Raw genomic sequence first — 22,433 nt, 5'->3', positions numbered from 1 at the left:
ACCCTGCAACCAACCGGACAAACTTGAACCCGGAGGTCCGATCCCTGTCTTCACCCATTTGGGTGAAACAGGGCTTGCCCATGCCAGGGCAAAGTCTGGTCTGGGCCGTCGGGCGGAAGGGCGATGAGGGATGTGTCTGCGGGATAGGGGTCTAGCCGCCGCGCAATGCCTTGCCAGCGAGCAGGCTGACGAGCTCCTGCTGACGGGAAAGGCCGGTCTTTGAAAGCACGGCTTTGAGCTGCGTGCGCACCGTCTCTCGCGTCACGCCGATTTTTGATGCGAGTGCATCGACCGATCCGGCCTGAGCAACTCCACGTGCGACCTGGGCTTCTGCCGGCGTCAGGTCGAACAGTCCTTGCAGGACTTCCGCACTCGGTACCGCGCCGCGATCGACGGGCGTTACGATGAGCATGAAGGTGGCTTGCGTGAAGATATCGCGTGCGAATCCGCGCACCGGGACGACATGCAGGACCATCGGTACGCGATCCATGGCCGCTGCGATGGCGAGGGACTTGACGCCCCGGCTGTCGCGGACGAACGAGGTCCCCAGCGCCGCCGAGAACAATCCGTCCGCAGTGACATCGGTCAGGGTCAGCCGCTCTGCGCGGTCCTGGAACAGCGACGGCATCAGCGCTTCGAACAGCCCGTTCGCCGCAAGTAATTTGCCTCGTTCGCGCAATATTGCTCCGGGCAGCCCAATGGCCTGCAGTGCGTCGGCTTGCGCGCGCGCGCGCTCGAAGCCAAGGCGGTTTGCAGTCAGGGACGCCCGAGCCAGATGAGGCCTCAGGCCATCAAGGAACGAGACGACGTCGCGCGGCACCGGGCCGTTATCTTGGTGTCGCGGCATGACGATCGCAATCGAATCGCCGCTCGGTATTGAAATGAGGGTCCCGGCTCTGTAGCCGATTCCGTGCCTGCGGTAGAAATTGCAGTACACGTCATTGGTCGCGATCTCCTCCTCCGATAGAAGGTCTCCATCATTGAGGAAGCCGGCGTAGTTGAGGGCGGCGGCACGCGGCAGCAACGGATCGCGCTCACTCCATCCCTCTTGCAAGAAAAGAGGCATGGTCTGGTCGTGATTGACGGAATTGACCCCGCTGACATAGCCGTCGCGTACCGCGAAAAGCAGTCCGCCATTGCCGCCGATAGCGTTACCGATTTCATCGAGAACCGCGGGCCACAATGACGGTATGAGCCCGGCCTCGTAGATGCGGTCAATCAGATGATCGAGATGCCCAAATCCACTCATGCGCAGCGCGAGAGAGCAAACGCCGTAACTATAGCCGGGTGACCGGGCGACGCAATCCGGCACATCGAGAGGCGCCCCGGATCCTTGGAGGGAACCAGTCGGGCTCCTCAATCCTCGCCGTGGCGGCCTTGTCGGAGCGTTCGAACTCTACGACAAACTTTCTCCGGCCTTTCCCAAGTCGCGATTTCTTGCATCCCGCCTGCGGGATCAAGCTTCGCGACAAGCTGGCGGATCGCACGCGGCTATTGCGGCGGCGAGCCATGCGCGGGGAAGGGCAATCAGCAGGTTGTGCTTGGCTTGCTCCGGAAGGCGCGGCGCCCGCCTACTTCACCGCCCCAAAGCGGCTGTCGAACGAGTTCGACTGCACCACCGGTGCGGCGCCCATGATCTGCGTCGCTTCGCCCACGCCATCCGAGAGCGAGGGCTTCAGCGCCGGACGCGTCGCGGCAAGGCGCGTGTCCGGCTTCGCCGGTTCGGCGGGCTTGGCGGCGGCAACAGCCGGCTTCGGCGCGTCCTTTGCGGCATCCTTGGACTTGTCATGCCCCGGCACGAAGCGGGTTACTGCGGCCTTGAGCCTCGATGCTGCCGTGGGCGGCGTCACGGAGGTCTGGGCCGGCGCCACGGACGCAGTGGCCTGCGGCGGCGGCGTGGTCGCCGTGGTGTCGGCGGTGCCGAGGCCCATCTTGCGGCCGAGGTTCGAGAAGAAGCCGCCGCCCGAGGATTTCTCCTGGGATTTCTCTTGAGCTCTCTCCGCCGGCGCAGCTGCGGCGACACGCGTGGTCGCGGGCGCACTAACGGCGACAACCGGCTCTTCCTGCGGCGCTGGCGCGGATGCTGCCGCGTCGAGATTCGGCTTGGGCGGATTGACGTGGCCGGGGATCGTGCCGGGCGCCTTCGCCATCGCCAGCATCTGCAGCGTGGTGCCTTCGGCACCCTCGGACAGGCCGGTCGAGCCTTCCGGAATCTTGGCCGCGAACACCTTGTTCATGCCGCCGTCGATGCCGGTGTTCATGCGCGCCACCGGCGTGCCCTTGGCGACGAGCCTGGCGTATTCGGTTTCGTCCCTGGCCTGCTTCCCGCGCACGGCCTCGGCGATCTCCTCGGGGATCACATAGGCCGGGCATTTCGCCGAGGCGTCGAACACCAGGTCGCGCTTGGCGTCCGCCGGCTTCGCGGCGTCGAACACGTATTTCTTCTCGCAGAAATCGACCTTCGGCTCCTGCCGCGTCACCTCGAAATGATCATAGCCTTCCTTGATCATCTTCCAGAATGGCATGTTCGGATTGTTCCGGTGCCTGGCCATGTTCACCGGCGTCATCTTGAACGGATAGGCTTGCAGCTGGAACGCCTTCTGGCCGCCGAAGAAGGATTCCCGCCCGAGCGAATAGATCTCCGCGATCTGCTCGTCCGTCATCGCGTAGCAGCCGCGCGAGGAGCAATCGCCATGCACCATCAGCTGCGAGCCGGTCCGCCCCAAAGCCTTGTCGAATGCGTTCGGATATCCCGTGTTGAAGGACAGGTAATAGGCCGATTGCGGATTCATCTGGCTCGGGTTGATCGAGTAGAATCCCTCCGGCGCCTGGCGGTCGCCTTCGCGCACCTTGGGGCCGAGGTCGCCGGACCAGCGGCAGATCGGATAGGTCTTGAGCAGGGCGAACTTGCCTGACCGGGTCTGCTTCCAGATCTCGAGCTCGGCCTCCTGCTTGAACAGGCGGACCAGGATCGGCGATTGCAGATCCATGTCCTTCTCGGCCATCGCAGCGATCAGCTTCGGCGGCACCGGCTGGTTGGCCTTGGCGTTGGTCGCGAGCGAGACCTGGTCGGTGTTGCAGCCGGCCAGCAGGCCGCCGGCCGTCATCAGCGCAACCGAAGCCAAGAGCGCGCGAGCAAGCGAACGAGAAATCAAGATGGACCCCACACCGTGCCGGGCTATGAAGCGCGAACCCCAATTCTTCTGGAGCATGATCCGACCGGCGAACCGGACCCGATGGACGGGCTTTTTCAGCTCACGCCCCAGCGCCTGTGCCCTGAAGCCATTGATTAAAATTCTAACCTCTGGGTCATGTGGTCGCAACCCGAACGGGGATCACGAGGGCGTTGGCCCAAAGCTGTAGTCAACAGAGACTTAAACTGGGCCGGAACTTGGACCACGCGGCCCCACCGCCACTGAGATCGCCGATTTGGGCAAAAAAAGGGTTAATGCGGGGTTACCGTCTCGCTCTTCACCTCCCCCGCTTGCGGGGGAGGCCGGGAGGGGGCTCGCGCCGCATTGGGAATGTCGCGAGAGGAGACACCCTCTCCCCAACCCTCCCCCGCAGGCGGGGGAGGGAGCGCACCGCCGTTGCGGCGCTAAAACGGGCGAATCAGCCCAGTTTCCGGCCGATATCGAGGAATTTCTGCCGCCGCTGCTTGCGGATGGCCTCGGCGTCGAGGTCCCGGAGCTCGTCGAAGGCCTTGGCGATGGCTTCGCCCGTGGTGGCGATCATGGCCGCGGGGTCGCGATGGGCGCCGCCGACCGGCTCCTTCAGGATCTGGTCGATCACGCCGAAGCGGAGCATGTCCTGGGCGGTGATCTTCATGTTGTTGGCGGCTTCCTGCGCCTTGGTGCCGTCGCGCCAGAGGATGGAGGACGCCGCCTCCGGCGAGATCACGCTGTAGATCGCGTGCTCCAGCATCAGCACCTTGTTGGCGGTGGTGATGGCGATGGCGCCGCCCGACATGCCCTCGCCGGTGATGATGGCGACGTTTGGCACGGTCAGCGCCAGGCAGGCGTCAGTCGAGCGCGCGATCGCCTCGGCCTGGCCGCGCTCCTCGGCGCCGATGCCGGGATAGGCGCCCGCGGAATCGGCGAGCGACAGCACGGGCAGGCCGAAGCGCTCGGCCATCTCCATCAGCCGCACGCATTTGCGATAGCCTTCGGGCCGCGCCATGCCGAAATTATGCCTGATGCGGCTGTCGGTGGAATCGCCCTTCTCCTGGCCCATCACGCAGATCGGTTCGCCGCGGAAGCGGCCGAAGCCGGCGACCAGCGCCTCGTCCTCGCCGAACTTGCGGTCGCCGGCGAGCGGGGTGAATTCGGTGATCAGGCCCTTGATGAAGTCGTTGAAATGCGGCCGCTGCGGATGCCGCGCGACCAGCGTCTTCTGCCACGGCGTCAGGTTCTGATAGAGGTCGGCCAGCGCCTGCGCCGCCTTGTCCTCGATCCGCCCGATCTCGTCGCTGATGTCGGTGCCGGACGCCGCGAGCGCCCGCAATTCATCGACCTTGGAGTCGAGCTCGGCGACGGGCTTTTCGAAGTCGAGATAGCTGCGCATCTGGTCTTGCATCAACTCAATATAGGGGGGCGGGGCCTTGGAGCGAAGCGAGGTTAGGGCTGCGGAAAGAAGTGTAGTGTCTTCAATGGTTTGGCTTGTGCGCTCGTGTGGCGCCAGCCAAATCAATCGGTGAGGCCCCGGCTCTTTCTGCGGAGATGCGGCCGAAGTCAAGGCGGTTTCGGTTGTCCTCCCGACCCCGATGTCGCGTCCCGGACGCGCTGCAGCGCTTCTTGAGCGCTGCTGCGCAGAGCCGGGACCCAGCAAGCGGCATGGCCCCGGCTCAGCAGCGTATCACTTACATGCTGCGCTACGTCCGGGGCACGAGACCTCTCACCTACCCTACTTCTCCGCCAGTGGGTGCAGGTCGCGCACCAGGCTCTTCAGCCGCTCCTCGACCACATGGGTGTAGATCTGCGTCGTGGAGATGTCGGTGTGGCCGAGCAGCGTCTGCACGATGCGCAGATCGGCGCCGTTGTGCAGCAGGTGGCTGGCAAAGGCGTGGCGCAGCACGTGCGGGGAGACCAGCCGGGCCTGCAGCCCGGAGGCGACCGCGAGCTCCTTCAAATCGCGGGCGAAATGCTGCCGCGTCAGATGTCCGCTCTCGCCGAAGGAGGGGAATAGCCATTTCGAGGCGGCGAGGCTGTCTTTCTTCTTCTCGGTCTTTGCCGCCTCCGTCGCGGCGAGGTAGTCGGCCATCGCCTGCCGCGAGGCCTCGTTGAGCGGCACCAGGCGCTCCTTGTTGCCCTTGCCGCGCACCACGATCATGCGCGCGTCGCGCTTGGCCGCCGAGCGCGGCAGCGCCACCAGCTCGGAGACGCGCAGGCCCGTGGCGTAGAGCACCTCGAGCAGGCAATAGAGCCTGAGAGCGCGCAGCCGCTTCGTCGGCGAGGCCTCTTCCGCCTCGCTCAACTCCTTGGCGCGGCGGAGCATGCGGTCGACATCCGCGATCGACAGCACCTTGGGCAGGCCGCGGCCGCGCTTGGGACCGGACAGGATCGCGGCCGGATCGTCGCCGCGGATGCGCTCATTGAGGAGGAAGCGGTAGAGATGCCGCATCGCCGACAGGCGGCGGGCGACGCTGGTGGATTTGAAGCCGCGGATGTCGAGATCGGCGAGATAGTCGCGCAGCGTCTGCGTTTCCGCGTCCACGAAATTGTGGCCGACGCGGCCCAGGAAATCCGAGAAGTCGGTGAGGTCGCGGCGATAGGCATCGAGCGTATTGGGCCCCGCGCCCTGTTCCGCCGCGAGCATGTCGAGGAACAGGCCGATGAGCTTGGCGTCTGAGGGCTTGGTGGGCATGCCTCTGAGGCTAGCGCCTATTTCTTGAGAAATTTATCCGGCGGGATCGTCACCGTCATTTCCCGTGGCTTGGGATTGACGAAGTTCGCCAGCGCGAAGACCACGCCATAGACGATGCCGGCGATCACGGCGACGACCGTCAGGAAGCGGAAGAGGCTGGGCATCGTTCTGGGGTCTCGGGCAGAGGACTTGGATAGGGGTCTTGGATAGGGGTCTTGGATAGGGGTCTTGCGTAGGGCTCTTGGTCGGTCTTGGCAGCCAAATTAACCAATGAAATCATCCAACATGTTCGCCGTTTCGTGGCAAGAGTCCTCTGGCGAGGGCCCCCATGGGATCGTATAGGTGGCCAAAGCATGCCGCCCCCGGCGGCAGATCGAGCGAGATCCAATCGAGCGAGACAATGTCCGACGCCGCGGTGCCAGCACAAGCGACCCCTGAGGCCGACATCCTGTCGGCGCTCGGCGCGCGCTCGATCGTGCTGGTCGGCATGATGGGGGTGGGCAAGTCCACCATCGGCCGGCGGTTGGCGGCGCGGCTTGGCCTGCGATTTCTCGATGCCGATGTCGAAATCGAGGTGGCCCACGCCGGCATGACCATCCCGGAAATCTTTGCGACCCATGGCGAGCCCTATTTCCGCGACGGCGAGGCCCGCGTGATCGCGCGCCTGCTCGAGGGCGGGCCGATCGTGCTGGCGACCGGTGGCGGCGCTTTCATGCGCGAGGAGACGCGCACGCGCATCGCGGCGAAGGCCATCTCGATCTGGCTGAGGGCGGACCATGACGTCATCATGCGCCGGGTGCGGCGCCGTGCCGATCGTCCGCTGCTTCAGACCGCCGATCCCGAAGGAACCGTGACGCGCCTTCTCGCCCAGCGCGAGCCGGTCTATGCCAGTGCCGACCTCACCATCGCCTCGCGCGACGTGCCGCACGACCGGATCGTCGAGGAGTGCATCGGGGCGCTGCACGCCCATCTCTGCGGCGGACAGGCCGCCCAACCACCTGCCGACGTTGCGAGTGCCGTACGATGACTGCGCCGTTGAAACATTCCGATCCAGTCAAGGTCGACGTCGCGCTCGGCGACCGCGCCTATGACATCGTCATCGGCCGCGGCGTGCTGTCTTCGCTTGGAGAACGGGTCGCAGCCTTGCGGCCGGGCGTGCGCACGGCCATCGTGACCGACCGCACCGTCGCGAAATACTGGCTCGAGCCCACTGAGGCGTCGCTCGCAGCCAGCGGTATTCCGACCTCGCGCATCGTCGTCGAGGAAGGCGAGATCTCCAAGACCTATGCGGGCCTCGAAAAAGTCAGCGAAGCCCTGATCGCCGCCAGGATCGAGCGCAACGATCTCGTCATCGCACTCGGCGGCGGCGTCGTCGGCGATCTCGCCGGCTTTGCCGCGGCGATCCTGCGCCGCGGCGTCGATTTCGTGCAGGTGCCGACCTCGCTTCTCGCGCAGGTCGATTCATCCGTGGGCGGCAAGACCGGCATCAACTCGCCGCAGGGCAAGAACCTGTTAGGGGCCTTCCACCAGCCGGTGCTGGTCATCGCCGACACCGCCGTGCTCGACACGCTGTCGCCGCGCCAGTTCCGCGCCGGCTATGCCGAGGTCGCCAAATACGGCGTGCTCGGCGACGAGGCCTTCTTCACCTGGCTGGAAAAGAACCATTCCGACATCTTCACGGGCGGCTCCGCGCGCGAGCACGCGATCGCGACCTCGTGCCGCGCCAAGGCGGGCGTCGTCTCCCGCGACGAGCGCGAGACCGGCGAGCGCGCGCTGCTCAATCTCGGCCACACCTTCGGCCATGCGCTGGAAGCGGCGACCGGCTTCTCCGACCGCCTGTTCCACGGCGAGGGCGTCGCGATCGGCATGACGCTGGCGGCGCAGTTCTCGGCCAGGCTCGGCATGATCGGCGAGACCGATGCGATGCGCGTCGAACGGCACCTGATCGAAGCCGGCCTGCCGACGCGCCTGCAGGACATCGCCGGTTTCGCGCAGGAAGGACTTGCCGATGCCGATGCGCTGATGGCGCTGATGGCGCAGGACAAGAAGGTCAAGCGCGGCAAGCTCACTTTCATCCTGCTGGAGGCCGTGGGACGCGCGGTGATCGCCAAGGACGTCGAGCCGACCTTGGTGCGTGATTTCCTGCAGTCGAAACTGTCGCAGTGATGGCGGGACCGTTCAGGCCGGCCGCCCGCGCAACGGCGGGGAATGCCGAGGCGGTCGCGAGGCAAACATGAGTTCGATCTCGATCAATCTGCTGCTGGCGGTCCTCTTGCTCGCCGCCAACGCGTTTTACGTGGCTGCGGAATTCGCGCTCGTGAAGAGCCGCGGCTTTCGCGTCAAGGCCATGGTCGAGCAGAACCGCTTCGGCGCGCGCCTGCTGCAGACGATGATGGGAAACATCGAATCCTATCTCGCCTGCTGCCAGCTCGGCATCACCATGGCGTCCCTCGGTCTTGGTTGGATCGGTGAGCCGACCGTGTCGGCGCTGCTGAGTCCGATCCTCCAGCCGCTCGGTTTGTCGGATGCCACGCTGCACTTCGTCTCGTTCGTGGCGGGTTTCCTGGTCTTCTCCTCGCTGCATATCATCATCGGCGAGCAGGTGCCGAAAACGCTTGCGATCAGGGAGCCGATGCCGGTGTCGCAGTGGATCGCCTATCCGCTGTATTTTTCCTACCTGGTGTTCTATCCATTGAGCTGGTGTCTCAACGCGGCTTCGAGCGGGATCCTGCGTCTGATCGGGGTCCAGGAGTTTTCGCAGCACGAGATCCTGACGGATTCCGAGATCGAGGGCCTGGTCGAGGAATCGGCCGTGCACGGCAAGATCGAGAGCGGCGAGGCCGAATACATTCACAACGTCTTCCGCCTCGGCGAGCTGACCGTGTCCGACGTGATGGTTCATCGCACCGCCATGGTGATGATCAATGCCGACCTGCCGCCGGAGGAGCTGGTGCGTGAGGTGCTGGCCACCGAATACACCCGCATTCCGCTGTGGCGCGACAAGTCGGAGAACATCATCGGCATCCTGCACGCCAAGGATCTGTTGCGGGCCATCCGCGCCGCGGAGGGCGATACGTCGCGCATCGACGTCACCACCATCATGCTGCCGCCCTGGTTCGTGCCGGAAATGCGGCCGATATCCCAGCAGCTCAAGGCGTTCCGCCGTCGCAAGACCCATTTCGCGCTCGTCGTCGACGAGTATGGCGAGGTCGAAGGCCTCGTGACGCTGGAAGACATTCTGGAGGAGATCGTCGGCGATATCTCCGACGAGCACGACGTGGTCGTCGCCGGCGTCCGCCGTCAGCCCGACGGCTCCGTCGTGGTCGACGGTTCGGTCCCGATTCGCGATCTCAACCGCGCGCTGGACTGGCACCTGCCCGATGAAGAGGCAACGACGGTCGCCGGCCTCGTCATTCACGAAGCGCGCTCGATCCCCGACCGCGGTCAGAGTTTTACCTTCCACGGCTTCCGCTTCCGCGTCCTCCGCCGCGAGCGCAACCGCATCACCGCGCTCCGTATTTCACCGGTGGCACGCGAGGGTGAGCTGGAGGAGACCAAGCCGAGACGGGCCGGAACGTCGTTTTAGTTTTGCTCACGTTGCACCAGCATCGTCATTCCGGGGCGATGCGGGGCATCGAACCCGGAATCGAGATTCCGGGTTCGGCTCTTTGAGCCGCCCCGGAATGACGGAGCTAGCCTTCCCCCGGCGCCTGCGCCTGGATCGCGAGCGCGTGCACGCCGCCGGACAGTTCCGCGGCGAGCGCCGAATTTATCATGCGATGGCGGTCGACCCGGCTCTTCCCTTTGAAGGCGGCAGACACGATATACACCCGAAAGTGCGTCTCGCCGCCCGGCTGATGGCCGGCGTGGCCCTCATGCAAATGTGACTCGTCGACGACCTGCAGGCTTTCCGGCGTGAAAGCTTCCTGCAACTTGTTGCTGATAGTGTCTTTCATGACCATGAGTGCCATTAAGGGACGCGATCGCGGCCCGTCAACTCCCGGGCCTCACGCTAATTGCAATGTCAAGACTTGAAGGTTTTTGCATTGCGTAGTCAAAGTCAGCCATGCCGATCGATTCATCAAAGTTCTTCGACTCCATCCGCGTCAAGCCGCGCGGCAAGCAGGCGGAAGCGAAGCCGCGCGACAGCGTGGTCGCCTGCGAATGGACCGGCTGCCAGAACAAGGGCAGCCACCGCGCGCCGAAGGGTCGCGAGAACCAGCGCGAATACTGGCACTTCTGTCTCGACCACGTGCGCGAGTACAACCAGAACTACAATTTCTTCTCCGGCATGAACGCCGACGCCGTCGCGCGCTACCAGAAGGATGCGCTGACCGGCCATCGTCCGACCTGGAAGATGGGCGCCAATGGCGGCAAGAAGGGTGCGGAAGCCGAGATCGACATGGCGTCTGACCCGTTCAGCATGTTCAGCGAGATCAACGGCCGCGCGAACTGGCGGAAGGGCCCGGACGCCCAGCCGAAGGCCGAGACGCGCAAGGTGATGAACGCCGAGCGCAAGGCGCTCCAGGTCATGGGCCTCGGCCCCAGCGCCACGCTCGCCGACGTCAAGACCAAGTACAAGGCGCTGGTCAAGCAGCATCACCCCGATGCCAATGGCGGCGACCGCTCCACCGAAGATCGCCTGATCGAGATCATCAAGGCGTATAATTATCTGAAGACGGTCGTGCGGGAGGCGTAAGGCCTCCGCGCCTGGTTTGGATGCCGCCCGCCCGGAAGCGGACGGCACCTTCGTCGTTACCTTGTCCGACAGACACGGACGCGCTTGACGACGCGGCGTCCATGATAGCCGCGCGTGACCACGGTGCGTACGGTGCAGACCTTTCGCGGAACGTAATGATAGCGTGCGTTCACGACGTCCCCCGGCACTGAAGCGTTTGCGATGGGATGCGCCGGCAGCGCATGGGCTGGCACCGCGAGCGACGACAGAGCGAACAGCGTTCCGGCAGCGAGGGCGTAGGAGAGCTTCTTCATTACAATTCCTTTTCGTGACTGCCCCTGAAGACATTCGTAGGGGCGATCATGAATGCGCGGCCAGCGTCTTTGTTCCAGCTGGCCGCGGAGTCCTTCCGTCGCGTGCTCGAAAAGGCCCGAACAAGGTCAATCCTGACGAGCCCGGATATCGTGCTTGCGTCTAATCTGCAGGCATCGTCCCGACGTAGGACGAGCTTGGCCGGATCAACCGTCCCGTCCGCTGCTGCTCGCGCGCGTGGGCGGTCCATCCCGCGGCGCGTGCCACCGCGAAGATCGGCGTGAAGGCCTGCCTTGGAATAGCAAGCGCATCGAGCAGGATCGCAGTGAAGAACTCCACATTCGTCTCCAGCGGCCGCTCCGGATTCTTCTTGCGCAGCGCGGCGCGGATATAGGCTTCAACCTCGCCGGCGAAGGGCAGGTCGGCGCCGTTGGAAGCCAGCGCCTCGATCGCGGTCTTCAGCACGTCGGCGCGGGGGTCGCGCACGCGATAGACGCGGTGGCCGAAGCCCATCATCCGCTCGCCGCGCGAAAGCGCCGCGTCGACCCACGGCTTGATCCGTTCACGCGAGCCGATCGCATCCAGCATTTCCAGCACCGGCTCCGGCGCGCCGCCATGCAGGGGACCGGTGAGCGCGCAATAGCCCGCGGTCACGGCGGCGAACAGATCGGCTTGCGTCGAGGCCACCACGCGCGTCGTGAAGGTCGAGGCATTCATGCCGTGGTCGCAAACCGTGACGAGATACGCATCGAGCGCGGTGACCTCGCGCGCTGCCGGCGCGCGCCCGTGCAGCATGCGCAGCGTGTCGGCCGCGTGGCTCACGCCGGGATCGGGCGCGACCGGCTCCAGCCCCTTGGTGCGGCGGACCAGTGCGCCTGCGATCACCGGGAATGCGCCGACGATGGTCGCTTCATGTTCGAGCCCGTGCTCGGCGCGAAGCCCGGCGACGGCTGCGCGAAACCCGTCGACGATGCCCATGCCGCGCGTCGCCGCCAGCAGGTCGGGCAGCCGCGTGAAGGCGCGCTCGCGCGCCGCGCCCAGGCTCGCCCGCACATTGGCTTCGCTCAGGCTGGTCTTGCTGGCGCCATTCCAGAGCCGGGCGGTGACGCCTTCGAAACTCGATTTGGCGGCGAGCTTGCCGACATGCTCGCCGGCGATGATCAGCTCGCCGCGTTCGCCGTCGACATGGCTCAGCACGGTTTCGGCCGCGGTGACGCCGTCCAGCCCGATCTGGCTCTTGGTCAGATGAATGTTCATGGCCTGTCTCCTTTCATTTCACGCGAGAAAGGTCAGGCCTCTCGACAGATTGATCAATCTTGATTACGTAAATCAATATGAAAAATTCCGATGGGCTGTATCTCTCTGCCCGGGAGGCGGCCGCCGAGCTCGCGATCTCCCCGGCCACCCTCTACGCCTATGTCAGCCGTGGCCTGATCCGCTCCGAGCCGACGCCGGATTCGCGCAAGAACCGCTACCGGGCCGAGGATGTCCGGGCGCTGAAGGAGCGCCGGGTGCCGTCGCCGGAGCCGCGCGGGCTGCGCAGCTTCGACGCGGACCTGCCGGTGATGGACACGGAGATCTCGACCATCACCGAGGAGGGCGCGATCTATCGCGGCGTCAATTGCGTCGATCTTTCCGAAAGCGACACGCTGGAGCACACGGCGACGCTGCTCTGGGACGTCTCCGGCGTCGATCCGTTCGCTCCGGACAATCAGCCGGAGATATCCGAGGAGATGCGCACGATCGGGCAGGCCGCGCGCCGGGCGGCGCCGATCGACCGGGCCATCGCCGTGCTGGCGCTGGCCGCCAGCGCCGATCCCCGCGCCTTCACCCGTGCGCCCGATGGCCGCGCCATGGTCGGCGCGCGCATCGTCCGTCTGCTGGTTGCGACCATGCTCAACGCCGAGCCCTCGGCCGAGCCGCTGCACCGGCAAATCGCGAAGGCGTGGACGGCGGACAACAAGCATGCGCCCGACCTGATCCGCCGGGCGCTGGTGCTGCTGGCCGATCATGAGCTGAACGCCTCGACCTTCACAGCCCGTTGCGCGGCCTCGACCGGTCTCAATCTCTACGATTCCGTCATCGCCGGCCTCGCCGCGCTGAAAGGGCCGAAGCATGGCGGGGCCGGCGTGCTGGCCTCGCAGCTCGTGAAAGCGCTGGTCGACCGCGACGTCGAGCCGATGGTGCGCGAGCGCGTCGCGCTCGGCGAGCGTTTTGCCGGCTTCGGCCATGGCGTCTACAAGCGCGGCGATCCCCGCGCGCAATCGCTGCTGAACGCATTGTCGCGCGCCGGCGCGCCGCGCAAATTCACCCGCGAGGTGCCGGAGCGCATCGCGGAAGCCACCGGCGAATTCGTCAACATCGACTATGCGCTCGCCGTCCTCGTGCACGCGCTGCGCCTGCCCGCGGGCAGCGAGCTCGCTCTGTTCGCCATGGCCCGCAGCGTCGGCTGGATTGCGCACGCCAGCGAGCAATTGCAGTTCGGCAAGCTGATCCGGCCGCGGGCGAGGTATGTGGGACCGGCGCCGGGGCGGAGAATGGGGGCTACGGAAGCGAAGTCCTAGGGTGCCTACTCGGATGCACGACGTCCTGCGGCGAAGCCAAAGCGACTTTGTCGCCTCGTTTTGTTAGGTTCTGGCGTAATTCTGAAATCCGGGCGCAGGAGCAATATGGACAATCGTGCAGGCGAGATGTTGGTGTTCGTACGTGTGGTGGAGACGGGCAGTTTCTCCGAAGCTGCCCGTCTCATGCTGATGACGCCGTCCACGGTCTCGAAGTTGATCGCCCGGCTGGAGGTCCGGCTCGGCGTACGCCTGATCGAGCGGTCGACGCGCCGGCTCGCGCTCACGGGCGAGGGGCAGTTCTATTTCGAGCGCAGCCAGGCGCTGCTCGCTTCGCTGGATGAGACCGAGCAGCTGATCGCGCAGGGCGGCGCGGAAGCCGAAGGGGTTATTCGTGTCAACGCCTCGGTGACGTTTGGCACGGCGGCGCTCGAGCCGATCCTGCCCGCATTCTTTCAGGCCTACCCCCGGATCGTCGTCGATCTGTCGTTGTCGGACGAGGTGGTCGATCTCTATCTCGACCGCACCGACGTCGCGATACGCGTCGGCAAGCTAGCGGATTCCCACCTGATGGCGCGCAGGATCGGCGAGACCCGGCGGCGCATCGTCGCCTCGCCCTCCTATCTCGCGCGTCACGGAACGCCACAAACGCCGGAAGACCTGGTCCATCACAACTGCCTGGGTTTCAACTTCCGACGCGCGATGCCGGTGTGGCCGATGCGAGAAGGCGGACGCATCGTCGAGCGCATGCTCAGCGGGTCATTGCTCGCCAACAACGCCGAGACGCTTCGCCGTATGGCGATCGCCGGAGTCGGCATCGTTCGGGCAGCCGACTATCATCTGCGCCAGCCCATCGCGCGCGGCGAGCTTGTCGAGCTCCTCGCCGACAGCGATATCGGTGTGACCGACGAGATCCACGCCTTGTTCCGCGGCGCGCAGCTCCTGCCGGCGCGGGTGCGGGCCTTTCTCGATTTCACGGTGCCGCGCATGCAGCGCTTCCTTGCCGAAGGATAGGCAGACGACGGCCGAGGCGTAGCGTTTGCCCCGGCCGCGCAACGTCTCAGCGTCGGTCGCGTTCCAGGATTTCCATGCGCATCAACTGGACTCCGCCCTCGGCAAGCGCCGGAAGCTTGGCGAGCCAGTCCTTGACGTAGGGCATGGCGTTGTGTGCCTCGAAATCGTCCTTCGTGGCGAAGACCTCGTAGAAGACGAAGTGGCCGGGACGCTCGCGGTCCTGCTGGAGGAAATAGACAAGGTTCTTGGGATCGCTGCGCACCTGTGCGATCAGCGGCAGCGTGGCCGCACGCAGCTCGGCCTCCTTGCCGGGCTTGGCGCGCACTTCGGCGATGATCGAATAAGCGCTGGCCGGGATCTGGGCGTAGCGGATACCGCTGGCTTCCTTAGCTGAGGCCGGGATGGATGCACCAATCACGCCGGCTCCGAGCAGGATGGCGAGCGCAAATGATTCTACGAATCGGAGTTTCATTTTCCAGTTTCCATTTTCGAGAGCAACAAACGGGAGCTTCAGTTGCGTTCGACCCAATCACTGTCCGGTCAGAGTGCGCTGCCGTGCGGCGTGCGCGCTGGCGAAGCGCTGCTTCACCGGTCCGAGCGCCTTCACGAATTCGAGCTGCTCGCCCTCCGGGCCCTTGCAGTAGATCAACTCCCAGCCATCCGACGGAGCCACCGTCACCTTGTTGGTGTTGGTGTTCTCGGGGGCGGCCTTGCGCTCCGCCTCGGTTCGCACGCGGATGATGCGGTTGGCCCGCACTTGCGTCATGCCGCGCCGCGCGGATTCTGCTTCGAGGTCGGCGATGAACTTGTTGAAGTCGACATCGTCGCGCACGTAGAAGCAGATGTGCATCATGCGCGGATAGGCAGGGCTCATGTTCTGCACCGGTGGCGCGAAGCTGTTGGCGCTGCCCATCGGCTCCTGCGCGTTGCGATATTGCAGCAGCTCGATCACGACATTGTCGAACTGGACGAAGCGTACGTCGAGCCGCTGATCGCCGTCCCGAAGGTTCGGCACACCGATCGTCTGCGGATCGACGTGGAGTTCGCCGGCGCGGATTTCCTGATCGGCGAGCAATGTGTTCTGTACGGGATCGCCCGGGAAGTCGCCGTGGCGAAACACCTCCGTGCCGCCCAGCACCTCGGTGTAGAATTCGAAGGCGCGCTCCATGTTCTGCACCGTCAAGCCGAAATGCTGCACCCCCTGCAGGCGGACCGCAAGCGGACCGGCATTGCGTTCGACTGCGGACATTCCGTCGATGCCGCGAGCCGAGGTCGTGGCGGCGAGCGCCGGGCCCGCTGTCGCGGCCCCCGCGATCATCGCAGCGCCGGCCGTCAGCAGCATGTCGCGGCGGCTGGGATCGGCTGCTTTGTCCGTTTCAAGGTCATGCATGGTTTTTCTCCTTTTTCGTTCAGTTGAGATGCGTCGATTCGGGACGCGGGGGGCCAGCCGGGCGAAGCGGGCTTCGACCGGTGAGCGTCGTCGGTGTTGAGCTTGTGGGTTAGACCGCGATGGGAAGCGGTGCGGCCGGGTTGACCAGATCCGCGGCGCGTAATTCGCGCCAGAAGTCGGCGGGGATCGTCTCCTCGAGCGCTGCGCGGTCTTCGGCGATCCGGCTGGGCCGGCTGGCGCCCGGGATCACGGCCGCTACAGCAGGGTTCGCCAGAGCGAATTGGAGGCCGGCTGCCTTCATGCTGATCTTGTGGCGATCAGCGATCGCCTTGATCGCTGCGACCCTAGCGATGATCGCCGGTGTCGCGGGGGCATATTCGAAGTTCGGGCCTCCGACGAGCGCGCCCGAGCTGTAGGGGCCGCCGACGATAATCTCGAGCTTGCGCTCCGCCACCACCGGCATGACGCGCTGGAGCGCCCGGCCGTGGTCGAGCAGCGTATAGCGGCCGGCAAGCAGGAAGGCGTCGGGGCGCGGCTCATCGAGATCGAGCAGCAGTTCGATCGGTTCGACCCGGTTCACGCCCAGACCCCAGGCCTTGATGACACCTTCGTCGCGCATCCTTTGCAGGGCCCGGAAGGCGCCTTTTCGGGCGCTTTCAAACACGCTCAGCCATTCGTCGCCGTAGAAGTCCTGCGCGACGTCGTGGACGAAGGCGATGTCGATATGATCGGTCTTGAGCCGCTTCAGGCTGTCTTCAATCGAACGGTATGTTGCGTCTTCGCTATAGTCGTTGACCACCTTGTTGGGGCGGCCATGCGCGAACACGCCGCCCTTTTCGCCATAGTCGCGCGGGCCTCCCTCGATCTCGTCGAGAACGATGCGGCCGACCTTGGTGCTGATGACGTAGTTCTGGCGCGGCTTGCCGGCAAGCGCACGACCCATGCGGATCTCGGCGAGGCCGGCGCCATAGAAAGGAGCATTGTCAAAATAGCGAATGTCATCGTTCCAGGCGGCGTCGACTGTCGCCAGCGCTTCAGCCTCGGGAATGTCGCGGAACATGTTGCCGAGCGGTGCCGCACCGAAGCCAAGTTTGCCGGGCAGGATGTTGTTCAACGCCATCGTACGGACCTTTCAGTCAGACCACCGGACCCATCTCCGGTGTCGATGGCTGAAATACATTCGGGCCCGCACGCACGGTAGCCGGGCGCTGATCTCAGCACCTTGGATTTGAATTCACAGATTGAGCTGCCTGTGGTCGGTCAGGGCTCTGAGCTGGCGCCTAAGCCCGCGGCTTTGCAGTAGCAACGCCGCCGCCATTTCGGCGGCGATAGATCCATCCCGCCAAACCCAGCAGGATCGCGACCCCGACCACCGTCAAGATCCAGATGTGCTTGCCGACATGCCCATGATAATGCAGCCCGGCATATTCGTGCAGGGCCGAGACCGCCAGCACGCCGGGCAGCACATGCGCGGGCGCCCAGGCCAGGATGGCCGGGATGTTCACCGCGTAGAATTTCGCCGGCGCCATGCCCAGCGCGCCGGCGGTCACGGGGACGAAGGCCCGGACCGGCGGCACGAAGCGGGCGAAGAACACGGCCCAGGTGCCGAAGCGGTTGAAGAAGCTCTCGCTCTCGGCGACCACGCGCGGATAATTGGTCAGCGGCCAGGTGTTGAGGATCTCGCGCTGGCGCCGGTGCCCGATCCAGTAGGCCGAACCGTCGCCGAGCACGGCGCCGAGCGCGGCCGCCAGCAGCACCCATTGCAGCTCGAGTTCGCCGCCCGGGACCAGGGCGCTCAGCGCCAGGATGATGGTCGAGCCCGGGATCACCGATCCCACCACCGGCACGGCTTCGAGCAGCGCCGCCAGGAACAGGACCAGATAGCCCAGCCATGGATGGGCCGAGACGAAGGCGATGAGCGGATCGAGGAAGGACGTCACGTCGTCTCTGTGGCGGGCTGGAGCATTTGGAGTTCGGACCCTACCTAAGTAAGCACGTGCGGCAAAAGTGCCATTTAGGCAGGCAGAGGCCTTACCCCGCCCGAAATTCGAGCGTGATTCGCAAGGCAGCCCTCCAAAAACTGCGTTCCTTGCCTATCTAGATGAAAACACGACGGAACTTTGATTGGAGGGCGGGCTTCTGCCGGCCCCGTGTCTCTGATAGGTTGCTTTGCAGCACCCAGCCGCAGCCAACGTGCGAATAACCGGTTTCGGGACCGCCCGGGACCTCGGAGGATTGATGACGACCGCCGCCCTGTCCAAAGTTGAGGAAGTTTCCGGTCTGCCCGACATGAAGGTGTCGGTGCGCCAGGTGTTCGGGATCGACAGCGATCTCGAAGTCCCCGCCTATTCCGAAGTCGACCCTCACGTGCCCGAAGTCGATGCCGATTACCGCTTCGACCGCGCCACCACGCTCGCCATTCTCGCGGGCTTTGCGCGCAACCGCCGCGTCATGGTGACCGGCTATCACGGCACCGGCAAATCCACTCATATCGAGCAGGTCGCCGCCCGCCTGAACTGGCCCTGCGTGCGCGTCAACCTCGACAGCCACATCAGCCGTATCGATCTCGTCGGCAAGGATTCGATCGTGGTCCGTGACGGCAAGCAGGTCACCGAATTCCGCGACGGCATCCTGCCCTGGGCGCTGCAGCACAACGTTGCGCTGGTGTTCGACGAATACGACGCCGGCCGCCCGGACGTGATGTTCGTGATCCAGCGCGTGCTGGAAGTCTCGGGACGCCTGACGCTGCTCGACCAGAACAAGGTCATCAAGCCGCACCCGGCGTTCCGGCTTTTCGCCACAGCGAATACGGTGGGCCTCGGCGACACCTCGGGCCTCTACCACGGCACCCAGCAGATCAACCAGGGCCAGATGGACCGCTGGTCGATCGTCACCACGCTGAACTATCTCAGCCATGACGAGGAGGTGGAGATCGTGCTGGCCAAGGCCAAGCACTATCGCACCCAGGAAGGCCGCGACATCGTCAACAAGATGGTCCGCCTCGCCGACCTGACCCGCAACGCCTTCGCCAATGGCGACCTGTCGACGGTGATGAGCCCGCGCACGGTGATCACCTGGGCGGAGAACGCCGACATCTTCGGCGATATCGGCTTCGCCTTCCGGGTCACCTTCCTCAACAAGTGCGACGAGCTCGAACGGCCCCTGGTCGCCGAGTTCTACCAGCGCTGCTTCAACGCGGAGCTGCCGGAATCGGCGGTGAACGTGGCGCTGAGCTGAAGTTCTCTCGGTGTGTCGTCCCGGACAAGCGAAGCGCAGATCCGGGACCCATACCCACAGGGAGTGGTTTTGCGAAGACTCGGAGTTACCAGCTTCGCCCACAACCTTTCCCCGTGGCTATGGGTCCCCGCGTTCGCGGGGACGACGGATCAAGCTGAGCCCGGGACGACGGTGAGATCGAGATGAGCACCACCTCCAACTCCAAATTCCGCAGCAACAAGGAGGCGCCGACCGAGCCGTTCAAGCGCTCGGTCGCCTCCTGCCTCAAGGCGATCGCGAAATCGCCCGAGCTCGACGTCTCCTTCGCGGCCGAGCGGCCCGGGCTTGCGCCGGGCAAGGCGCGGCTGCCCGAGCCGGCGCGCAAAATGACCAAGCGCGATGCCGCGATCGTGCGCGGCCATGCCGATTCCATCGCGCTCAAGCTCGCCTGTCACGATCCCAAGGTTCATCGCAAGCTGATGCCCGGCAATCCGCAGGCCCGCGGCGTGTTCGAGGCGGTCGAGCAGGCCCGCGTCGAGGCGATCGGCGCGCGCCGCATGGCCGGCGTTGCCAAGAACCTCACCGCGATGCTCGACGACCACTTCCATCGCGGCAAGTTCGACGAGATCACCGACCGCGCCGATGCGCCGCTCGCCGATGCGCTGGCGATGCTGGTGCGCGAGCGCCTGACCGGCCTCGCGCCGCCGGCGGCGGCGAAGAAGATGGTCGACCTCTGGCGGCCTATCCTCGAAGACAAGATCGGCAAGCGGCTCGACCGGCTCGACGGCGTGGTCGAGGACCAGACCAGGTTCGGCGACGCCGTGCATGATCTGTTGTCGGCGCTCGAGCTCGGCGACGAACGCAACGCCGACAGCGAAGACAATGACGAGAACGACGAGAACCGGGACGGCGACAACGACCAGTCCGGCGCCGAAGGCTCGCCCGATTCCGACGCCGCGCAGGAGATGAGCGCCGACCAGGCGCAGGCGAGCTCGGAGGAGATGAGCGAGAGCGCGATGGAAAGCGCGCAGGCCTCGACCTCGGATACGTTCGACGACGGCGAGCTCGGCGACGACGAGACGCCCGGCGAGGCGACGCGCCCGAACGCGCACGGCAAGAACGAGCCGCGCGGGCCGGAATATCACGCCTTCGCGCCCAAGTTCGACGAGGTGATCGCGGCCGAGGACCTCTGCGATCATGACGAGCTGGAGCGGCTGCGCGCCTATCTCGACAAGCAGCTCGCGCATCTGCAGGGCATCGTCGCCCGCCTCGCCAACCGGCTGCAGCGCAAGCTGATGGCGCAGCAGAACCGCGCCTGGGAGTTCGATCTCGAAGAGGGCATCCTGGATCCCGCGCGGCTGTCGCGCGTCGTCACCGATCCCTATCACCCGCTGTCCTTCATGCACGAGAAGGAGGCGACGTTCCGGGACACCGTGGTGACACTGCTGCTCGACAATTCCGGCTCGATGCGCGGCCGCCCGATCACGGTCGCGGCGACCTGCGCCGACATTCTCGCGCGCACGCTGGAGCGTTGCGGCGTCAAGGTCGAGATTTTGGGATTTACCACGCGTGCCTGGAAAGGTGGCCAGTCCCGCGAGGCCTGGCTTGCCGCCGGCAAGCCGGCCAATCCCGGCCGCCTCAACGATCTCCGCCACATCATCTACAAGTCGGCGGATGCCCCCTGGCGGCGCGCGCGAAAGAATCTCGGCCTGATGATGCGCGAGGGGCTGCTGAAGGAGAACATCGACGGCGAGGCGCTGGACTGGGCGCACAAGCGCCTGCTCGGCCGTCCCGAGCAGCGCAAGATCCTGATGATGATCTCGGACGGCGCGCCGGTCGACGATTCCACGCTGTCGGTCAATCCCGGCAATTATCTCGAGCGGCACCTGCGCCACATCATCGAGGAGATCGAGACCCGCTCGCCCGTCGAGCTGATCGCGATCGGCATCGGCCATGACGTGACGCGCTACTATCGCCGCGCGGTGACGATCGTGGACGCCGAGGAGCTCGGCGGCGCCATCACCGAGAAGCTCGCCGAACTCTTCAGCGAGACCAACACGGCGCCCACGCAAGCACCCGGTCGCCCGCGACGCAAATTGCATTCGTGAGCACGCGTTCATCCCGCCGCAGCTTTCTCGGCCACGCGGCGGCGGGATTCTCCACTCTCGCAGTCTCCCGCCTCGCGCAGGCGCAAGCCGCGGCCGAGCCGCAGCCAAGAACACCTCAAGTCCCGCTCCAGGTCGAGCATGCCGTCGCCGCGCCCGTCAACGTCGAGGTCAACGCGCGCAGCATTCCCAATTTCGAGCCGCGCGACCGCTCGCGCACGCGCTTCGGTTCGCTGGACTATCGCAGCGGCCTGGTGCTGACTTCGCCCTATCGCGGCTTCGGCGGCTTGTCCGGCCTTCGCTTCCTCGACGGCAAGGGCGAGCGCTTCCTCGCGATCTCCGACCAGGGCGGCTGGTTCACCGGCACCATCCGCTATGCCGGCCGCGAGATGGTTGGCCTCGCCGACGTCGAGGCCGCGCCGGTGCTGGGCGCCGACGGCCGGCCGATCACCGAGAAGAAGCTCTGGTACGACACCGAGTCGCTCGCGCGCGACGGCAACCTCGTCTATGTCGGGCTCGAGCGCGTCAACCAGATCCTGCGCTACGATTTTGCCAAGGGCGGCACGCGAGCCCACGGCGAGGTGATCAGCGTCCCGCCGTCCCTGCGCAAGCTGCCCTACAACAAGGGCCTCGAGGCGATGGTCGTCGTGCCCAAGGGCCAGGGCCAGCCGCTCGCGGGCAGCCTGATCGCCTTCTCCGAGCGTGGGCTCGACGCCGATGGCAACCTCGTCGCCTTTCTGATCGGCGGCCCCACGCCTGGCCAGTTCAGCGTGCGGCGCACCGAGAAATACGACATCAGCGATGCCGTGCTGCTGCCCTCCGGCGAGCTGCTCATCCTCGAACGCAAATTCTCCTGGTTCACCGGCGTCAACATCCGCATCCGCTCGATCCCCCTGAAGTCGATCGTCCCGGGCGCGCTGGTCGATGGCCCCGCGCTGTTCGCCGCCGATCTCGGCCACGAGATCGACAACATGGAAGCCATCGACGCCCACGTCACGAGCGAAGGCGAGACGGTGCTGACGCTGATCTCCGACGACAATTTCTCGATGCTGCAGCGGACCCTGCTGCTGCAATTCACGCTGGCGGAGTAGGGCGGGCGTCGTTCGGCAGACTCCGTTGTCGTCCCCGACGCGTCTCGAGTCTCACCTGTCGTCCCGGACAAGCGCGCCTCAAGCGCGCGCAGATCCGGGACCCATATCCCCAGGGAGGAGTGTAAGGCAAAGCTCCCACTCCGAGTTGTCGCCAAATTTCTCCCTGTGGGTATGGGTCCCGGATCTGCGCTGACGCTTGTCCGG

21 protein-coding genes are annotated in these 22,433 nt (G+C 65.4%); 9 read left to right on the top strand and 12 right to left on the bottom strand.

The features are described 5' to 3' along the window. Window positions 1-151: 151 nt before the first annotated feature. From EDE08_RS30610 to EDE08_RS30590, 5 genes are all read right to left on the bottom strand, one after another. The gene (locus EDE08_RS30610) at window positions 152-1,249 is read right to left on the bottom strand and encodes a helix-turn-helix transcriptional regulator (RefSeq protein ID WP_131872681.1); all 1,098 of its coding nucleotides are present in this window, start codon (window positions 1,247-1,249) and stop codon (window positions 152-154) included. 322 nt (window positions 1,250-1,571) lie between these two features. Continuing rightward, window positions 1,572-3,155, bottom strand: a complete 1,584-nt coding sequence (locus EDE08_RS30605; protein ID WP_165936266.1) for a L,D-transpeptidase family protein — start codon at window positions 3,153-3,155, stop codon at window positions 1,572-1,574. 457 nt (window positions 3,156-3,612) lie between these two features. Beyond that, window positions 3,613-4,575: an acetyl-CoA carboxylase carboxyltransferase subunit alpha gene (locus tag EDE08_RS30600; protein ID WP_131872680.1), complete on the bottom strand. Its 963-nt coding sequence runs from the start codon at window positions 4,573-4,575 to the stop codon at window positions 3,613-3,615. Window positions 4,576-4,902: 327 nt separating this feature from the next. Further along, window positions 4,903-5,862 carry a site-specific tyrosine recombinase XerD gene (gene xerD / locus EDE08_RS30595; RefSeq protein ID WP_131872678.1) on the bottom strand — a complete coding sequence of 320 codons (960 nt, stop codon included), beginning with the start codon at window positions 5,860-5,862 and terminating at the stop codon, window positions 4,903-4,905. Window positions 5,863-5,879: 17 nt separating this feature from the next. Further along, window positions 5,880-6,026, bottom strand: a complete 147-nt coding sequence (locus EDE08_RS30590; protein ID WP_035669499.1) for a hypothetical protein — start codon at window positions 6,024-6,026, stop codon at window positions 5,880-5,882. A 236-nt stretch (window positions 6,027-6,262) separates the two neighbouring features. Between EDE08_RS30590 and EDE08_RS30585 the strand changes: the two genes are divergently transcribed. The 3 genes from EDE08_RS30585 (at window position 6,263) to EDE08_RS30575 (ending at window position 9,448) form a co-directional block, all read left to right on the top strand. Beyond that, a complete protein-coding gene (locus EDE08_RS30585; RefSeq protein WP_131872676.1) occupies window positions 6,263-6,889 on the top strand; it encodes a shikimate kinase in 627 nt (208 codons plus the stop codon). Further along, window positions 6,886-8,028 (top strand): 3-dehydroquinate synthase, encoded by a 1,143-nt coding sequence (aroB, locus tag EDE08_RS30580; RefSeq protein WP_131872674.1) that lies wholly within the window; start codon window positions 6,886-6,888, stop codon window positions 8,026-8,028. Before EDE08_RS30585 ends, aroB begins: the two co-directional genes overlap by 4 nt. A gap of 67 nt (window positions 8,029-8,095) precedes the next feature. Next, window positions 8,096-9,448 (top strand): hemolysin family protein, encoded by a 1,353-nt coding sequence (locus tag EDE08_RS30575; protein WP_131872672.1) that lies wholly within the window; start codon window positions 8,096-8,098, stop codon window positions 9,446-9,448. Between the two features lie 106 nt (window positions 9,449-9,554). Here the strand turns inward: EDE08_RS30575 and EDE08_RS30570 are convergent, their stop codons facing one another. Further along, complete coding sequence (locus EDE08_RS30570) at window positions 9,555-9,824, bottom strand: BolA family protein (protein ID WP_131872799.1); 270 nt, start codon at window positions 9,822-9,824, stop codon at window positions 9,555-9,557. Window positions 9,825-9,928: 104 nt separating this feature from the next. Here EDE08_RS30570 and EDE08_RS30565 point away from each other — a divergent pair, with 104 nt between their 5' ends. Beyond that, on the top strand, window positions 9,929-10,561 hold the full coding sequence (locus EDE08_RS30565) for a J domain-containing protein (protein WP_131872670.1): 633 nt from the start codon (window positions 9,929-9,931) through the stop codon (window positions 10,559-10,561). 56 nt (window positions 10,562-10,617) lie between these two features. On the opposite strand, the gene EDE08_RS30560 is transcribed toward EDE08_RS30565, so the two are convergent. Beyond that, on the bottom strand, window positions 10,618-10,854 hold the full coding sequence (locus EDE08_RS30560) for a hypothetical protein (protein WP_131872668.1): 237 nt from the start codon (window positions 10,852-10,854) through the stop codon (window positions 10,618-10,620). A gap of 160 nt (window positions 10,855-11,014) precedes the next feature. Then, a complete protein-coding gene (locus EDE08_RS30555) occupies window positions 11,015-12,109 on the bottom strand; it encodes a citrate synthase/methylcitrate synthase (RefSeq protein ID WP_131872666.1) in 1,095 nt (364 codons plus the stop codon). A gap of 77 nt (window positions 12,110-12,186) precedes the next feature. Between EDE08_RS30555 and EDE08_RS30550 the strand changes: the two genes are divergently transcribed. Both EDE08_RS30550 and EDE08_RS30545 read left to right on the top strand, forming a co-directional pair. Then, entirely contained in the window at window positions 12,187-13,416 is a 1,230-nt protein-coding gene (locus tag EDE08_RS30550; RefSeq protein ID WP_131872664.1) for a citrate/2-methylcitrate synthase, read from the top strand. Window positions 13,417-13,521: 105 nt separating this feature from the next. Next, a complete protein-coding gene (locus EDE08_RS30545; RefSeq protein ID WP_131872662.1) occupies window positions 13,522-14,427 on the top strand; it encodes a LysR substrate-binding domain-containing protein in 906 nt (301 codons plus the stop codon). Between the two features lie 46 nt (window positions 14,428-14,473). Here the strand turns inward: EDE08_RS30545 and EDE08_RS30540 are convergent, their stop codons facing one another. The 4 genes from EDE08_RS30540 to EDE08_RS30525 all read right to left on the bottom strand — a co-directional run bounded on the left by EDE08_RS30540 (window position 14,474) and on the right by EDE08_RS30525 (window position 17,757). Further along, on the bottom strand, window positions 14,474-14,899 hold the full coding sequence (locus EDE08_RS30540) for a putative quinol monooxygenase (protein ID WP_131872660.1): 426 nt from the start codon (window positions 14,897-14,899) through the stop codon (window positions 14,474-14,476). A 57-nt stretch (window positions 14,900-14,956) separates the two neighbouring features. Further along, a complete protein-coding gene (locus EDE08_RS30535) occupies window positions 14,957-15,817 on the bottom strand; it encodes a VOC family protein (protein ID WP_131872658.1) in 861 nt (286 codons plus the stop codon). A gap of 109 nt (window positions 15,818-15,926) precedes the next feature. After that, the gene (locus tag EDE08_RS30530) at window positions 15,927-16,937 is read right to left on the bottom strand and encodes an aldo/keto reductase (protein ID WP_131872656.1); all 1,011 of its coding nucleotides are present in this window, start codon (window positions 16,935-16,937) and stop codon (window positions 15,927-15,929) included. A 160-nt stretch (window positions 16,938-17,097) separates the two neighbouring features. Then, entirely contained in the window at window positions 17,098-17,757 is a 660-nt protein-coding gene (locus EDE08_RS30525) for a DedA family protein (protein ID WP_131872654.1), read from the bottom strand. A gap of 298 nt (window positions 17,758-18,055) precedes the next feature. On the opposite strand from EDE08_RS30525, the gene cobS reads away from it, so the two are divergent. The 3 genes from cobS to EDE08_RS30510 all read left to right on the top strand — a co-directional run bounded on the left by cobS (window position 18,056) and on the right by EDE08_RS30510 (window position 22,229). Next, on the top strand, window positions 18,056-19,054 hold the full coding sequence (gene cobS / locus EDE08_RS30520) for a cobaltochelatase subunit CobS (protein ID WP_061882621.1): 999 nt from the start codon (window positions 18,056-18,058) through the stop codon (window positions 19,052-19,054). A gap of 182 nt (window positions 19,055-19,236) precedes the next feature. Then, window positions 19,237-21,141, top strand: coding sequence for a cobaltochelatase subunit CobT (gene cobT / locus EDE08_RS30515; protein WP_131872652.1), 1,905 nt, complete (start codon window positions 19,237-19,239; stop codon window positions 21,139-21,141). Further along, window positions 21,138-22,229: an esterase-like activity of phytase family protein gene (locus EDE08_RS30510; RefSeq protein WP_131872650.1), complete on the top strand. Its 1,092-nt coding sequence runs from the start codon at window positions 21,138-21,140 to the stop codon at window positions 22,227-22,229. Before cobT ends, EDE08_RS30510 begins: the two co-directional genes overlap by 4 nt. Window positions 22,230-22,433 lie beyond the last annotated feature (204 nt).

The organism is Bradyrhizobium sp. R2.2-H (assembly GCF_004346455.1).
Taxonomy (GTDB): domain Bacteria; phylum Pseudomonadota; class Alphaproteobacteria; order Rhizobiales; family Xanthobacteraceae; genus Bradyrhizobium; species Bradyrhizobium diversitatis.
The sequence above is the reverse complement of the archived record's forward strand: the minus strand, read 5'-3'. Positions and strand labels throughout refer to the sequence as shown.

What these genes read in the sequence shown, in the direction of transcription:
- xerD (WP_131872678.1), bottom strand. Translation starts at nt 5,862, where the DNA reads ATGCCCACCAAGCCCTCAGACGCCAAGCTCATCGGCCTGTTCCTCGAC.
- EDE08_RS30565 (WP_131872670.1), top strand. Translation starts at nt 9,929, where the DNA reads ATGCCGATCGATTCATCAAAGTTCTTCGACTCCATCCGCGTCAAGCCG.
- EDE08_RS30570 (WP_131872799.1), bottom strand. Translation starts at nt 9,824, where the DNA reads ATGGTCATGAAAGACACTATCAGCAACAAGTTGCAGGAAGCTTTCACG.
- EDE08_RS30600 (WP_131872680.1), bottom strand. Translation starts at nt 4,575, where the DNA reads ATGCAAGACCAGATGCGCAGCTATCTCGACTTCGAAAAGCCCGTCGCC.
- EDE08_RS30550 (WP_131872664.1), top strand. Translation starts at nt 12,187, where the DNA reads ATGAAAAATTCCGATGGGCTGTATCTCTCTGCCCGGGAGGCGGCCGCC.
- EDE08_RS30575 (WP_131872672.1), top strand. Translation starts at nt 8,096, where the DNA reads ATGAGTTCGATCTCGATCAATCTGCTGCTGGCGGTCCTCTTGCTCGCC.
- cobT (WP_131872652.1), top strand. Translation starts at nt 19,237, where the DNA reads ATGAGCACCACCTCCAACTCCAAATTCCGCAGCAACAAGGAGGCGCCG.
- EDE08_RS30610 (WP_131872681.1), bottom strand. Translation starts at nt 1,249, where the DNA reads ATGAGTGGATTTGGGCATCTCGATCATCTGATTGACCGCATCTACGAG.
- EDE08_RS30530 (WP_131872656.1), bottom strand. Translation starts at nt 16,937, where the DNA reads ATGGCGTTGAACAACATCCTGCCCGGCAAACTTGGCTTCGGTGCGGCA.
- EDE08_RS30555 (WP_131872666.1), bottom strand. Translation starts at nt 12,109, where the DNA reads ATGAACATTCATCTGACCAAGAGCCAGATCGGGCTGGACGGCGTCACC.
- EDE08_RS30590 (WP_035669499.1), bottom strand. Translation starts at nt 6,026, where the DNA reads ATGCCCAGCCTCTTCCGCTTCCTGACGGTCGTCGCCGTGATCGCCGGC.
- cobS (WP_061882621.1), top strand. Translation starts at nt 18,056, where the DNA reads ATGACGACCGCCGCCCTGTCCAAAGTTGAGGAAGTTTCCGGTCTGCCC.
- EDE08_RS30545 (WP_131872662.1), top strand. Translation starts at nt 13,522, where the DNA reads ATGGACAATCGTGCAGGCGAGATGTTGGTGTTCGTACGTGTGGTGGAG.
- EDE08_RS30535 (WP_131872658.1), bottom strand. Translation starts at nt 15,817, where the DNA reads ATGCATGACCTTGAAACGGACAAAGCAGCCGATCCCAGCCGCCGCGAC.
- EDE08_RS30585 (WP_131872676.1), top strand. Translation starts at nt 6,263, where the DNA reads ATGTCCGACGCCGCGGTGCCAGCACAAGCGACCCCTGAGGCCGACATC.
- EDE08_RS30560 (WP_131872668.1), bottom strand. Translation starts at nt 10,854, where the DNA reads ATGAAGAAGCTCTCCTACGCCCTCGCTGCCGGAACGCTGTTCGCTCTG.
- aroB (WP_131872674.1), top strand. Translation starts at nt 6,886, where the DNA reads ATGACTGCGCCGTTGAAACATTCCGATCCAGTCAAGGTCGACGTCGCG.
- EDE08_RS30540 (WP_131872660.1), bottom strand. Translation starts at nt 14,899, where the DNA reads ATGAAACTCCGATTCGTAGAATCATTTGCGCTCGCCATCCTGCTCGGA.